This window comes from Mycolicibacterium sp. HS_4_1, assembly GCF_054515875.1.
Window position 1 is genome coordinate 1,954,358 of record NZ_CM137261.1, and the last position, 13,557, is coordinate 1,967,914.

Annotated in this window: 12 protein-coding genes; 4 read left to right on the plus strand and 8 right to left on the minus strand. The window is 64.4% G+C overall.

Annotated features, from left to right (window positions below; genetic code table 11):
• Window positions 1-8: 8 nt before the first annotated feature.
• Together hsaA and ACX12F_RS09280 are read right to left on the minus strand one after the other, a co-directional pair.
• Window positions 9-1,157, minus strand: coding sequence for a 3-hydroxy-9,10-secoandrosta-1,3,5(10)-triene-9,17-dione monooxygenase oxygenase subunit (hsaA, locus tag ACX12F_RS09275; RefSeq protein ID WP_459370288.1), 1,149 nt, complete (start codon window positions 1,155-1,157; stop codon window positions 9-11).
• 44 nt (window positions 1,158-1,201) lie between these two features.
• Window positions 1,202-2,395 (minus strand): 3-ketosteroid-9-alpha-monooxygenase, oxygenase component, encoded by a 1,194-nt coding sequence (locus ACX12F_RS09280; RefSeq protein ID WP_459369295.1) that lies wholly within the window; start codon window positions 2,393-2,395, stop codon window positions 1,202-1,204.
• Window positions 2,396-2,591: 196 nt separating this feature from the next.
• Between ACX12F_RS09280 and ACX12F_RS09285 the strand changes: the two genes are divergently transcribed.
• On the plus strand, window positions 2,592-3,860 hold the full coding sequence (locus ACX12F_RS09285) for a cytochrome P450 (protein WP_459370289.1): 1,269 nt from the start codon (window positions 2,592-2,594) through the stop codon (window positions 3,858-3,860).
• 131 nt (window positions 3,861-3,991) lie between these two features.
• Here the strand turns inward: ACX12F_RS09285 and ACX12F_RS09290 are convergent, their stop codons facing one another.
• Genes ACX12F_RS09290 through ACX12F_RS09300 form a run of 3 tightly spaced genes read right to left on the minus strand, consistent with a single transcriptional unit; the run spans window position 3,992 to window position 6,353 of the window.
• Entirely contained in the window at window positions 3,992-4,741 is a 750-nt protein-coding gene (locus tag ACX12F_RS09290; protein ID WP_459369296.1) for an Rv2686c family ABC transporter permease subunit, read from the minus strand.
• Window positions 4,741-5,451 (minus strand): fluoroquinolone export ABC transporter permease subunit, encoded by a 711-nt coding sequence (locus ACX12F_RS09295; protein WP_459369297.1) that lies wholly within the window; start codon window positions 5,449-5,451, stop codon window positions 4,741-4,743. Before ACX12F_RS09295 ends, ACX12F_RS09290 begins: the two co-directional genes overlap by 1 nt.
• The gene (locus tag ACX12F_RS09300) at window positions 5,448-6,353 is read right to left on the minus strand and encodes an ABC transporter ATP-binding protein (RefSeq protein WP_459369298.1); all 906 of its coding nucleotides are present in this window, start codon (window positions 6,351-6,353) and stop codon (window positions 5,448-5,450) included. The genes ACX12F_RS09295 and ACX12F_RS09300 overlap by 4 nt, the downstream gene beginning before the upstream one ends.
• A gap of 185 nt (window positions 6,354-6,538) precedes the next feature.
• Here ACX12F_RS09300 and ACX12F_RS09305 point away from each other — a divergent pair, with 185 nt between their 5' ends.
• The gene (locus tag ACX12F_RS09305) at window positions 6,539-7,024 is read left to right on the plus strand and encodes a GbsR/MarR family transcriptional regulator (protein ID WP_459370290.1); all 486 of its coding nucleotides are present in this window, start codon (window positions 6,539-6,541) and stop codon (window positions 7,022-7,024) included.
• Between the two features lie 462 nt (window positions 7,025-7,486).
• Here the strand turns inward: ACX12F_RS09305 and ACX12F_RS09310 are convergent, their stop codons facing one another.
• A complete protein-coding gene (locus ACX12F_RS09310) occupies window positions 7,487-8,956 on the minus strand; it encodes a chloride channel protein (protein WP_459369299.1) in 1,470 nt (489 codons plus the stop codon).
• A 323-nt stretch (window positions 8,957-9,279) separates the two neighbouring features.
• Here ACX12F_RS09310 and ACX12F_RS09315 point away from each other — a divergent pair, with 323 nt between their 5' ends.
• Window positions 9,280-9,756 (plus strand): MarR family winged helix-turn-helix transcriptional regulator, encoded by a 477-nt coding sequence (locus ACX12F_RS09315; RefSeq protein WP_459369300.1) that lies wholly within the window; start codon window positions 9,280-9,282, stop codon window positions 9,754-9,756.
• Window positions 9,757-10,135: 379 nt separating this feature from the next.
• On the opposite strand, the gene ACX12F_RS09320 is transcribed toward ACX12F_RS09315, so the two are convergent.
• Window positions 10,136-10,753, minus strand: a complete 618-nt coding sequence (locus tag ACX12F_RS09320) for a maleylpyruvate isomerase family mycothiol-dependent enzyme (RefSeq protein ID WP_459369301.1) — start codon at window positions 10,751-10,753, stop codon at window positions 10,136-10,138.
• A 320-nt stretch (window positions 10,754-11,073) separates the two neighbouring features.
• Window positions 11,074-11,970: a hypothetical protein gene (locus ACX12F_RS09325; RefSeq protein WP_459369302.1), complete on the minus strand. Its 897-nt coding sequence runs from the start codon at window positions 11,968-11,970 to the stop codon at window positions 11,074-11,076.
• Window positions 11,971-12,302: 332 nt separating this feature from the next.
• Here ACX12F_RS09325 and ACX12F_RS09330 point away from each other — a divergent pair, with 332 nt between their 5' ends.
• The gene (locus ACX12F_RS09330; protein WP_459369303.1) at window positions 12,303-13,496 is read left to right on the plus strand and encodes an FAD-binding domain; all 1,194 of its coding nucleotides are present in this window, start codon (window positions 12,303-12,305) and stop codon (window positions 13,494-13,496) included.
• Window positions 13,497-13,557: the final 61 nt, after the last annotated feature.

Below are 13,557 nucleotides of genomic sequence, written 5' to 3' on the forward strand. Positions count from 1 at the left end.
GGCCCTCATCAGACCATGGTGTCAGCTGGGGGAAGGTTGAATTCGTTGTTGCCGAAGATCAGGTAGGCGCGCTCGGGCTCGTTGGCGGCATGCACGCGGCCGGCGTGAGCGTCACGCCAGAACCGCTGCAGCGGAGCATCATTCGACAATGCGCTGGCACCTGCCGCCTCGAAGAGCCGGTCGATCGACGCGATGGCGCGGCCGGTGGCACGCACCTGGTCGCGACGGGCCCGGGCCCGCAGTGCATACGGAATCTCCTTGCCCGCCAACAACAGCGCATATTCGTCGGCGACGTTGCCGCTCAGCTGACGCCAGGCGGCGTCGATGTCGCTGGCGGCCTCGGCGATCCGCACCTTGGCGAACGGGTCGTCCTTGGTCTTCTCTCCGGCGAACGCCGCGCGCACCCGGTTGCCCTGCTGCTCGACGTGTGCGTCGTACGCGCCGTAGGCCATGCCGACGATCGGCGTCGAGATGGTGCTGGGATGGATTGTGCCCCAGGGCATCTTGTACACCGGGGCGGTGTTGCTCGCATAGCCGCCGGCGGAGCCGTCGTTCATCGCCTGATAGGACAGGAAGCGGTGCTTGGGCACGAACACGTCCTTGACCACGAGGGTATTGCTGCCGGTGCCGCGCAGGCCGACAACGTGCCAGTCATCGACGATGCGGTAGTCGGAGTGTGGAATCAGGAAGCTGCCGAAGTCGACCGGACGGCCATCCTTGAGCACCGGACCGCCGACGAAAGCCCACGTGGCATGCGCGGAGCCGGACGACCATTTCCACTCGCCCGACACCAGATAACCCCCGTCGACGACCGTTGCCGCACCCATCGGGGCGTAGGAGGAGGAGATCCGGACAGAGCTGTCTTCGCCCCAGACATCCTCCTGGGCCTGCTGATCGAACAGTGCCAGGTGCCAGTTGTGCACGCCGAGCACGCCCGCCACCCAGCCGGTCGAGCCGCACGCGGAGGCCAGCCGGCGCACCGCCTCGAAGTAGGTGACCGGGTCGCACTGCAGGCCGCCCCATTGCTCGGGCTGCAGCAGCGTGAAGAACCCGATGTCTTCGAGTGCCGTCAACGATTCGCCAGGGATCGCGCGGATGTCCTCGGTGAGTTGGGCACGCTCGCGCAACAGCGGTAATACCGCGTCCACGCCCTCCAGAACGGTTTCGGTGTCACGAACTGCCTGGGCTTGCTGAAGAGCCGTCACTGAATTGCCTTCCCGACGCTGGGCTGATTGGGACCGAGGTCGGCGGCGACCGGGGTCGGTGTTTCTCGTTGCCGGAGGTTCTCCGCAACTTCATTGCGCCAATATTCGTTGGCCGCAGTGGTATCGACTTCGTATTCGAAGCGGTCGGTCATGTCGGAGGTGACGTCGGCGGCGTCGACATAGAACTGCTCGTACCACCGACGCAGCTGATAGACCGGGCCGTCCTCCTCGACCAGCAGCGGATTGTCGATACGGGTCTTGTTCTTCCAGATCTCCACGTCCTGGAGAAATCCCTTGCTGACTCCGTCGGTGAATGCGCGCAGCAGCATTTCCGTCGCCTCATCGGTCAGACCTTGCGGCCGGCGCACCATGATGCCCCATTGCAGGACAAAGGAATCCGCGGTGACCGGATAGTGGCAGTTGACCAGAATCGCTTCCACCGCGTATCCGCTGTAGCTGTTGTGCAGCCGGTTGATCATGAACGACGGTCCGAAGTAAGACGCCTCGGAATCGAGGATCTGTTCGCCCGCGTAGTGCGATCCACCCAGGTTGACGTCGGGCCTACCGATCGTCCGTAGGTACTGGGACGCGACCTGACCTTCGAACACGTTCTTGAAGTAGGTCGGGAATCCGAAGTGGACGTAGTAGAAGTGCGCCATGTCAACGATGTTGTCGATGATCTCCCGGCAGTTGGAGCCGATGAGCTCAGTGCGCCAGGACCATCCCGTCCAGCCCTCGTCGTGAAACTCCGGAATATCCGGGATGTCCAGATGGGGCGACGGCGCAGCGCCCTCGGGGTCGTGCCAGACGAAAAGGAGTCCGGCACGAACACTTGACAGCCACCCGCGGGTACGTGCGAGCCGGGGCGGACGCTTGGCATAGGGCACCTGTGCGCACCGGCCGTTGCCGGCCCATCTCCAGTCATGGAACGGACACGCGACGGCATCGTCCTTGACCTCACCTTGAGACAGGTCGCCGCCGAGATGGCGGCAGTACGCGTCGAGCACGTGCACGTCGCCGTGACTGTCGGCGAAGACCACGAGTTTCGTCCCGAAAGCACTGACCGAATGCGGCTTGCCGTCCGCGAACTCCGAGAGCAGTCCCAGGCAGTGCCAGCCGCGCGCAAACCGCGTCGGGGGCGTCCCGACATCGATCTCACGCACTGCGGCGTCAGTCGAATTACTCGTCAATTCCGTCACCTCCAGGCACTTCGCGACTTACTAGAACGCGTTCCTTTAATTAACGAGTCGTCACGGTAAGCGCTGGCAGATGACTTGAACTAGGGACTAATGGCTCTATTTGTGGCTCTCGTACTTGGCCAAAGTGGGTTCCATAAAGGTGAGTCTCATCAGTACCTGTGTTCGAGAAGACGAGGAGCGTTCCGCCATGGCCTGCCCGAATCTGCCCAAAGGCTTCGACCCCCTCGACGCCGACCTGAATGTCGCGGGCCTGCCCGTCGCCGAACTTGCGGAGTTGCGTAGGACCGAACCCGTGCACTGGGTCGACGTGCCCGGCGGAACCGGTGGATTCGGCGACGAGGGCTACTGGTTGGTCACCCGGCACGAGGACGTCAAGGAAGTCTCGCTGCGCAGCGACGTGTTCTCCAGCTCGATGAACGGCGCGATCCCGGTCTGGCCGCAGGGCATGACCCGCGACGTGGCGGTCGACCTCCAGCGGGTGGTCATGCTGAACAAGGACGACCCGGAACACGCGCGCCTGCGCAAGATCATTTCGCGTGGTTTCACCCCGCGCGCGCTCTCGCGGCTCGAGGATGAGCTGAACGCCCGGGCCCAGCAGATCGCCAAGGCCGCAGCGGCCGGCGGCACCGGTGACTTCGTCGAACAGGTCGCCTGCGAACTACCCCTACAGGCCATTGCCGAGCTACTCGGCGTACCCCAGGACGACCGCGACAAGATCTTCCGCTGGTCCAACGAGATGACCGCCGGTGACGATCCCGAGTACGCCGGCGTCGACCCGGCGGCGTCCTCCCTCGAACTCGTGTCCTACGCCATGAAGATGGCCGAGAAGCGGCGTGAGAACCCGACGGAGGACATCGTCACCAAACTGATCGAGGCCGACATCGACGGCGAGAAGCTCTCCGATGACGAATTCGGCTTCTTCGTCATCATGCTGGCGGTGGCCGGCAACGAGACCAGCCGCAACTCGATCACCCACGGCATGACTGCGTTCTCGCAGCACCCCGATCAGTGGGATCTGTTCAAGCGGACTCGGCCGAAGACTGCCGTGGACGAGGTCATCCGCTGGGCCACACCGGTTTCCGCGTTCCAGCGCACCGCCCGGGTGGACACCGAGCTCGCGGGCGTCAAGATCAAGGCGGGTGAGCGGGTGGTGATGTCCTACCGTTCGGCCAACTTCGACGAAACGGTCTTCGAGGACCCCTACAGCTTCAACATCCTGCGCGACCCGAACCCGCACGTCGGGTTCGGCGGGACCGGTGCCCATTACTGCATCGGCGCCAACCTGGCGCGCATGACGATCTACCTGATGTTCAATGCGATCGCCGACCACATGCCCGATGTCACACCGAACGGGCCGCCCGAACGGCTGAAGTCGGGATGGCTCAACGGCATCAAGCACTGGCAGGTTGACTATGGCGGCAAGTGTGTCGCCGAGAGGAACGGCCACAGCGGTTAGGGGGGACCCTCCGGAGGCGAAACCGAAGGCCGGGGACTGCCCCAGGTTTGGTTGCCTCCTGACCTAGGAGTGCCACTTCGATCGATGAGCCCATCGCATGGGCCCGTGTCGTCGTGCTCTCCATACGGTGCTCAGGTGTGCTTGGTGAGGAACCGGCGCAGCAGCAGGCTGGCGATGGCCACGTTGTAGGCGAATCCTGCGAGTAGGTAGGGCCACCAGGTTCCGTGGGCGCTGGCGACCCAGAATGCTTTGGCCGCCCAGTAGGGCGGGAGCACGCCGAATGCGAGGTTCCACGTCGAATCGACGAACCAGGGCAGGCATGGCAGCCCGGCGATGATGATGCCCAGCAGTCGGACCATGGCGATGCCTTGGATTTTGTTGCCCGCCACAGACACGATCAGCAGCATCGTGACCACCGCCGACAGGCCCGCCACCATTCCGATGGGGATGAGGACGGGGAGGAGCCCGGGTGCGAGGAGTCGACTCGCCGACATTGTGGCTACCACGTAGACGGTGGTGACGGCCACGACAGTGGCGGCCCGGTACATCAGGAACGTGGCGAGCGCTACCGGGGTGACGCGCAGCGCGGTGAGCATACCGGCGTCGATCTCGTCGAGTACGAGAAATGCCGCCAACCCGCCGGCGATGATGATGCTGGTCAACAGCAGCAGCGCGGTGATCACCAGCGGGTAGTAGGGCACGAGGTCGAAGTGGTAGCGGCGGCCCAGGGTGTCGGTGAGCGCAGGTACGAGCACGGCCGTGCCGACGGTCCAGATCACCGGCGCCAGGACCAGCATGACCAGTAGCGGGTCTCGGTAGGTGCCGCGAAGATCGTTGCGGCCGAATGCCATCCACGCTCGTACTGTCAAGGGAAGGTTCATCACAGCACTCCGGGGCGTTGGATCACATACCGGGTGAACAGCACCGAGGCCAGTCGGTACAGGCCCGCCGCGCAGGCCAGCGGGTAGCACCCGGCGTAGGCGATTTGCCATGGGGCGAGGGTGATTTGGTCGAACACCGCCGCGAACAGCAGCAGCGGACCTTGGGTAGGTATGAGGTACAGCACCGGATTCGGCCACACCCCGGATAGGTGCAGCACCGGCAGCGCCAGGATCGCCAGCGGCACCGTGGTGGACAGAAACCAGTCGCTGACCGAAGCGAACGGCAGCGATGAGGCGAACCCGGCCAGCAGCATCACCACCGTGCCCAGTACCACACCGGCCACCAGTGGCAACAGGTGAAAGTCTGTGCCGTGCGCCGCGACGACCACCACGACGGCGACGAACAGCGAAATCGCCATCAGTGCAGCGATTTTGGCCGACAGATACTCCCAGAACCGCAAGGGGCTGCAGATTACGGCACTCAAGGTGCGTTCCTGCTTCTCGAAGAACACCGACCCGCCGATGAAGAAGAACCCGACGATGGTGATGTCGCCGACGAGTACATAGGGTTCGATGATTGGGCGCAGATCGCGCGGCATCGGCAGCAACGCCGTCAGCCACAGCAAGCCGGAGATCACCGCGGCGTGGGCAAACCGCTGACGCATCAGCGTGGTGACCTCCAACCGAAAGGTGCTGCACCACCTGCTCATGACAGGCTGCGTCCGGTGACGTCGACGAATACGTCGTCGAGGCTGGCTTCGGTGCTGTGCATGGTTTCCACATGGTGGTTACGCAGCACGGTGTGAAAGTCCGGATTGTCCGCCAGTCCGTCGAGCAGGTACTCGGTGGTTTGTAGCGAGCCGTGCGCGTCGCGGTAGTCCACTCGAACCATCCGCTGACTGCGGGCGATCTTGAGTTCGGTAGGGCTGTCGAGGGCCACGATGCGGCCGGCGACGACGAAGCCGACGCGGTCGCACAGTTCGTCGGCGGTGGCCATGTCGTGGGTGGTGAGAAAAATGGTGCGCCCGCGGGCCTTGAGCTCCAGAATTATGTCTTTGACGGTGCGGGCGTTGACGGGGTCCAGTCCGGAGGTGGGTTCGTCGAGGAACAGCAACTCGGGATCGTTGATCAACGACCGTGCGAAGGTCAGGCGCATCTGCATTCCCTTGGAGTACTTGCCTACTCGGATATCTGCAGCATCTGCCAAGCCGACTGCGGCGAGCAGTTCACGCGGATCGCGGGTGGCGCCCCGGTACAGGGAGGCGAAGAACCGCAGATTCTCGACGCCGCTGAGTTTGTGGTAGTGATTGGGCAGCTCGAAGGACACCCCGATGCGCTGGTAAAAGTCGCGGCCCCACACCACTGGGTCTTTCCCCCACACCAGGGCCCGACCGCCGTGCCCGCGCAGCAGACCGATCAGAATTTTCTGAGTGGTGGACTTGCCCGCCCCGCTGGGGCCCAGAAAGCCGAAGATCTCTCCGCGCCCGACTGTGAAATCCATCCCGTCCACCGCGGGCTCGGTCGTTTTCGGATACGCGTATGTCAAGCCACCAACGTCGATGACAGGCGACGCGGTTCGGGCAGGGAAGTGAGGTGCGGCCATGGTGGGCATCGGCAGTCGGTCGCCTTTCGGTCGACGCGGCCACCGCCGGGGTCACCGGCCGGTCGCCACGCAGCGGAGTATCACGTTTCCGACCAGACTTCCCGGAGCACCACCGATGACTGTACTAAACTTTCAGAGATTAGTGAAGGTTGTTGGTGATGAGGAGGATTCGCAAGGTGTCGACGTCATCGGAGCTGCAGGCCTCGGCCGAGCAGTTGGCACTGGTCCTCACCGACCACGGTCTGCAGCGCATGACCGCACGCGTCCTAGCCACGCTGTTGTTCAGTGAGCACCCTTACGTCACCATGGCCGAGCTGGGCGACACGCTGCAGGCCAGTTCGGGCGCGATCTCGGGGGCGGTGAAGACTTTGACGTCCGTGGGGTTGGCCGAACGAGTCCCGGTCCCGGGCAGTCGTCGCGACCACTACCGGCTCAGGCCCAACGCGTGGGCTGTGCTGTTCACCAGCCAGAACCAGACGTTGGCCGCGATGCGGGCCGCAGCAGACGCGGGATTGGCCATGAGTGGTCGTCATGGGCCGGCCTTCCGGCGGCTGACCGAGATGCGCGACTTTTACGACTTCCTGCTGGCCGAGATTCCTGCTCTGCTGGACCGCTGGAATCAGCACTCCGACGCCACTGAGTCCACGCCGCATGACGTCGGCGACTCAACGCCGCCGTAAAGTGTTGCCCCCGTGCAGCGTACGGGTGTTCAGACGGTGGTCGGCTTCGTGCGCCGCCACCGACGAGCCGCGCGGACTGGCATTGATCGTCCGATAGTAGATGCACGGCGGGCAGCGAGCCGATCGCCATCGAGACGATGGGCCAACCGGACAGATCGCGGGTAACGCGTTGACGGTGAATGCGATTCGCTCACCATTCAGGGCCACTGGACAGTCGAGCCAGGATCAAGCCACCGCCGCAGGCCCCTGCCCGGCATTGTGACAATGTCTACGCTGGCCGGAACCGGGCTGATGGCGGAGGCTGTCGTGGTTCGCGCTGGCATCTGTGGGCGTGGCTGAAACCGCAGGGGTGGTGAGGGATTGGCTTGCCAAGGCTGTGGCACCGCTTAGGACGGCTTTGTGTCTGCGTTCCTCCACGGTGTAGAGGACACCTGTTGGGCAACATACTGTGTCGGCGGTTTCCTACTCAATAATGCGCAGGTTCGGCCGTTCGGGCGATGGGCCGGCGTCAGTGATTCTCGTCGCACGCGAAGAAGGCAATACACGTTGTAGCCCAGTCTTTTTCGTGTCCTGGATGTCTCGGGGCGGGGTTTCGTTGTTTGGTGGTGATGGGTGTGCTGAGGGTCTGGTGTCTGCGATGTTGGTCCGATCCATTGGAACAGCGGCGGAGTCGAGGTCGATGCCGCGGCGCCAGAGCTTGGCCGTGTAAATGGTGTGCCGCCCAAGTAGTCGCGCTGTTCCTGCGGCCATCGCGACGGCGGTCATCAACGGTAGGATGATCGCGTACTGGCCGGTGAGCTCGAAGAGGGTGACCACTGCCGTGATGGGTGCGCCGGTGGCGCCACCGAGAAGAGCGCCCATACCGATTAGCCCGCATGCGCCGGCGGCGATCGCCAAGCTGGGATAAAGATGGTGTGCGGCGACCCCGAATGCGCTGCCTGCCATGGCCCCGATGAACAGGGTGGGCGCGAACACGCCGCCCGAGCCGCCGATCCCGATGGTCAAACTGGTCGCGACGATCTTGCCGAACATGAGCAATAGCAGCATCGCCACCGCATATCGGCCGTCGATCGCGTTCTGCAGGACCGGGTAGCCGACGCCGTACATCTGCGGCAGCGCGATCAATAAGGCGCCCAACGCAATACCGCCGACCGCCGGCCGCGCCCATTGTGGGCCGCGCCAGAGCCAGTCACACGCGTCCTCAACCCAGTACAGCACGCGGGAGAACAGCGTTCCCACGATGCCGGCGCCCACTCCGAGTGCGGCGTACAGCAGGTACTCGGCGGGGTTATGGACGGTGAATCCAGGGAGGGACAGGAATGGGTGATCACCCATCAAGCTGCGCCCCACCACGGCGGCGGCGACGCTGGAGAGCGCAACCACCCCGGCGGATTCGGCGGCGAAATCGCGCAAAATCAATTCGAGGGCGAAGAACACTCCCGCCAGGGGCGCGTTGAACGTGGCGGAGATACCGCCGGCCGCCCCGCACGCGACCAGTAGGCGAATGCGCTGGGTATCCAGGCGTAGCAGTTGACCGATTGCAGAGCCGGCGGCCGAGCCGATCTGCACGATGGGCCCTTCGCGGCCGACCGATCCGCCGCCACCGATGCATAACGCCGAAGCCAGTGCCTTGACCACGGTAACTTGCGGCGCGATCCGTCCATTCTTGCGGGCCACCGCGTACATCACTTCGGGCACACCGTGGCCGCGTGCTTCGGGGGCAAAGTGGTGCACCAGCGGGCCGTAGACGGCGCCGGCGATCACCGGGGCCGCCAGCAGGAACCACCAACCCAAAGCCGGCCAGTGCGCGCTGGGTACCCGGCCCAACGCCGAGTAATCGCTGTACCCGGTGAACATGCGGGTGAAATACACGACGAGCCAGCGGAAGGCCACCGCGCCAAGCCCGGTGAGAACACCGATGGTCAACGCCATCGGCACAAGCGCCACCCTGCTCCGCAGGAGGGCATATACGGGTGCCGGTGGCGGTGCCATCGTCGCGCGCCACCAATAGATCCTGCAGCCAACCATTATTGCAGTCTGCAACAATGGTGCTGCCTAATGGTAATCGGGGTCGTCCCCCGGCGCGGTGAGCTCGCGGGTTGCTGGGTAACAGCTGGTAGTGGCGCAGCGACCAGGCGGGTTCGGCACCAATGCCAATTGCACGGTGGGGTCGCTGCCTAGTGCGGCCGTTGGTAGGGTTCATCGGCCGATCTGTCGCGCAGCCAATTACAGTGGTAACCGAGGAGGGCTCCCAGGTGAATGCGCAGACCAAGGCAACCGCTGACCAATCGGTCGATGCCATTACCGATTCGTTGATCACCGCGTCGCGGCTGTTGGTCAGCATTTCGGCGCGGTCTATCGCTGAGGTAGACGATGCGATCACCATCCCGCAATTCCGGGTCCTGGTGATCTTGTCCAACCGCGGCATCACTAACCTTGCGACGTTGGCTGGGCTGCTCGATGTGCAACCGTCCACGATCGGCAGAATGGCCGACCGCCTGGTCGCCGCCGGGCTGATCGACCGTCGCCCTCATCCCGTGTCGCGCCGCGAACTGGTGGTGGAACTAACCACCCGCGGCCGCAAAGTCGTTCGTACCGTCACCGCGCGGCGCCGCGCTGAAATCGCCCGGGTCGTGGAGGCGATGCCTGCGCGGCAGCGTGAGGGCATGGTCGGAGCACTCACCGCGTTCACGGAGGCCGGTGGAGAGCCTCCGGCGACTATCGATTTCTAGGCTGACGCGCTAGCCGCGGCGATCCTCGGTCACTGAGGGTCATTCCCACAAGACTTTCTACCCGCGAGTCGGGGTGACCCCGAACAACAGCCACAACGCATCACTGATCGCATATCGGGTCGGCACACCAGACGAGACCATCTTGTGCAAGGCGATCGATCACCACGGAGCGACCAGTTCACCGGCCTGGCAGGCACGGCGCTGCGGTTCAACGCGAACCCGCTGCACGGCTCGGGATCCAACATCACACCGCTGCCGCGGTTGAACCTGTTTCGCGTGTTCAACGCGGTTCGCAACCAATTGGGCGAACAGTTCGCCGCGCCGCGGCCGCGATATCTGGCAGTACGACAATTCCGCAACAGGTAGCGCTTCGAGGCCGTCAGCGTGCGAGTCGGCGGGCCAACACCTGCTGTCCTGGGCCGGCCAGCTCTCCGATGGCGCTTCGCCGGCCGGTGATCGCCATCAGCATGGCTTCTGCTGGTCCGGTGACTTCCGGTCCTGAGCCGTGAGTCCAGTCCAGGTCGGTCGGGGTTAGGCGGATACCGCGGGCGAGGTGCCATGCGGGAAGTTCGGGGCTGTACACGCTGGCCCCCAGGACCCAGCGCAGCCGTTCAGTCGGGATCTGGCGGGGCATACCCAGCGGACGGCGGATGTCCTGATGGTGAATGGTCACGTCGAGCAGGGCGAGTCTGCCGCCAAGGCTGGTGGCTAGCCCCTGGGGCCGCAGATGGGCGCGCAGCCTGCGGAGCAGCTGTTCGGTCGTGAGGGATGCGAGTTCGTCAACGCCCACCTGGTTGACGTGGACGAACCGGCCCCGGATTGCACGGCGAAACATCCCACGAAGGCCGACCTCGTCGAAGCTCATGATGTGAGCGACCACGTCCTGCACCCGCCAGCCCTCGCACAGCGACGGCGCGTCCCACTGCCCGGGTGTCAGTGTTTCCAGAAGATCGGCTAGGTCCGTGCGCTCGGCGGTGGCCATCTCAAGACCATCCACGGCATCACTTCCTCAAGCCAGTTGGTGACCAGAAGTTTGTCACTTGCGCGCGCTCTGTGTCTATGCGGGCAGAGCTGCCCGGCGCATCGCCGTCGGCTCTTGATGACGTAGGAGCCGAACACCCGCTCGCCAGCCTGATCGGCCAAGCGGATGACCACGTTCGCTCCGGACACCCATCGACTCCGACGGAGATATCGTCGGTGAGGCTTGCAGAAACCGCTCGACAGCAACGTATTTCGTTCGCAGTCATTAACAGGTTCTCGTGCTCCTCACCTCCGCATCCGTTATGCGGCCACGGGTGCGCCGCGGCGTCGGTGCGGTCAGCGGCGGCAGGTTTCGTAGCGGTCGATGAGTGCTTGTTCGCCGGCGGTGGGCTGATAGACGGCCAGGTCGCGTCGGGTGCATCCGCCGACGGTGATCGCCACCGGGCCTCGCGAGACCCCGTAGCCGCCGATGTGGCCCGACAGTTGGCTGCCGGCGGTGTAGAGCACCGGGGCGGGCAGTGTCGCGGCCAGCGGCAGGTGCCGGCTTGCCAGCGCCAACGCGACGTCGACGGCGTCGGTGCCCGGCGTGGCTTCGGAAAGCCATACCGGTGGGGTGACCGGTCCATTGATCTGCATGCTGTCGGTATGAGCGATGGTTTGATCGGAGGTCAGCTGACGCCACAGGTCGAGCTCGCTGGACGTCGGGAAGCGCCCGGTAAATGCAATCCGATCTTGTGCATGGGCGGCGCTGACCGTCCAATTCAACACTGCCAGATATGGGAAATGGGCCACGATCGTACTGACTGCAGTGGCGATGCCCACGCCGTGAGCGTTCTCGGGAAGGTCGATATTGGCGAGATTCGAACTTTCGGTCTCCCGTGGGGTCAGGTGCGCGACAGGATGACTGATCGTGGAGCGTAGAGCGACGGTGGCCCCAGGCAGCATGGCGCGCAAGGCAATCCAGTCGCGAGCCTGGTCGAGGATTTGTGCCATGTTGGCGACCGGCCGGTCACTGCTATCGACAGCGAAGACGTTCCATCCGTGGCGGACGTCGAGTTCGCTGTGGTAGTAGCGGTAGCGGCCTGAGGAAAGGTTCCGGAGATAGGTGTCCACGATGGCGGCCAGATTGTCGGCGGTGAGGTTGTCGGCGGCATCGAGGTGGATGCTGAACATCACCGTTCCCGCGGACCAATGGTTCGCGTAGTCGGCGTGCACCGACCTCACCCCGGGCATCGAACCAAGCTGGGCGCTGAGATGGTCAACATCGGCGCGGCGGTCGGGAACCGTGGCGCCGCAGCCTGAAATCGGCACCACAGTGGCCATTACCGCCGCGCAGACCGCGGCCCTGCGCGGTCGCATTCCGCCGCGCGGCCGGCGGCCACGGGTGCCGCCTCGTCCTGACGCCGCCCGGCGCCGGCCTCCGATGATCGCGGACAACAATTGTTGCATTATGCGATAATAGGTAATGCGCTGCTGTGGCCGTGCCGCCGGGCGTGTGCAACCTGGAGGAGCCTCATGGTCAGCGAAACAATCAGCGGCCGACCGCGCCGCGGTGTGAGTTCCCCGTGGCGCCGTTGAGGGTCGCGGTGGTCGGCGCAGGGATCGCCGGGACCACGGCCGCATTCTGGTTGCGCCGCAGCGGTTACGAGGTCACTCTGATCGAAAAGGCGCCGCAGCTGCGCGCAGGCGGTTACATTGTCGACTTCTGGGGTGTCGGCTACGAGGTCGCCGAGAAGATGGGACTGGCTGCCGCGGTGCACGCGGCCGGCTACGACATTGACAACGTACGCCTAGTTGACCGGCGTGGCAGGCGGGTTGGGGGTTTCAGCACCCGCGGCCTGCGCCGCATGATCAACGGACGATTCACCAGTGTGGCGCGTGGTGATCTGGCCCGCGTGGTCTTCAATGCGGTCGACGGCCAGATTTCGACCGCATTCGGTGCGGGCGTCGTTGACATCGATCAAACCGATACCGAGGTCAAAGTCCGTTTCCACACAGGCCGATCGCGAACATTCGATCTGGTGATCGGCGCCGACGGGGCGCATTCCACGGTGCGGCGAAAGGCATTTGGTCCCGACCATCAGTTCGAGACCGACCTGGGGTACCGAGTGGCGGCGTTCGAGATCAGTGGATACCGGCCACGCGACGAATTGGTATACCTCACGCACAGCGGTCCGGGGCGCATGATCAGCCGATTCTCCATGCGGGGTGATCGCACGATGTTTCTGACGGTGTTCACCGCCGATCGGCTGCCCGGTCCCAGACCGCGTTCGATGCGCGACATCAAGCACGCTTTGTGGCAGGTCCTGGGCACTGCGGGGTGGGAGTGCCCGCAGATTCTCGAAGCCCTCGAACGCACTGAGAACATCTATTTCGACTGCATGAGTCAGATCGTCATGAACCGCTGGTCGAGCGGGCGCGTCGCGTTGATCGGGGATGCTGCCGCCGCGGTGTCCCTGCTGGCCGGGGAGGGCACGGGCCTGGCGATGGCTGAGGCGTACGTGCTGGCCGGGGAACTCAACCGGGCCGACACCGACTATCGCTTCGCGTTCGAGAACCAGGAGCGTCTGCTGCGCGGTTTCATCCAGGACAAGCAGGCCTCGGCACGCCGCTTCGCTGCCACATTCGCCCCGACAACAGCGCTGGGGGTGTGGGCGCGCAACCAGGCCACCAAACTGTTCGCAGTGCCATGGTTGGGACAGCGCATCTGGCGTCGCGAACTCGACGACGCATTCACGCTGCCTCAATATGGGATATAGACGATTGTCGGAATCACTCGCGCCGGAAGCGGCGCGACGTGGTCACCACGCCTTGTGTGAC

Excerpts from the sequence above, each read along its gene's own strand:
- ACX12F_RS09295 (WP_459369297.1), bottom strand. The coding sequence starts at position 5,451 with ATGAGCAGGTGGTGCAGCACCTTTCGGTTGGAGGTCACCACGCTGATG.
- ACX12F_RS09285 (WP_459370289.1), top strand. The coding sequence starts at position 2,592 with ATGGCCTGCCCGAATCTGCCCAAAGGCTTCGACCCCCTCGACGCCGAC.
- ACX12F_RS09325 (WP_459369302.1), bottom strand. The coding sequence starts at position 11,970 with ATGCCCGGGGTGAGGTCGGTGCACGCCGACTACGCGAACCATTGGTCC.
- ACX12F_RS09290 (WP_459369296.1), bottom strand. The coding sequence starts at position 4,741 with ATGAACCTTCCCTTGACAGTACGAGCGTGGATGGCATTCGGCCGCAAC.
- ACX12F_RS09300 (WP_459369298.1), bottom strand. The coding sequence starts at position 6,353 with ATGCCCACCATGGCCGCACCTCACTTCCCTGCCCGAACCGCGTCGCCT.
- ACX12F_RS09310 (WP_459369299.1), bottom strand. The coding sequence starts at position 8,956 with ATGGCGTTGACCATCGGTGTTCTCACCGGGCTTGGCGCGGTGGCCTTC.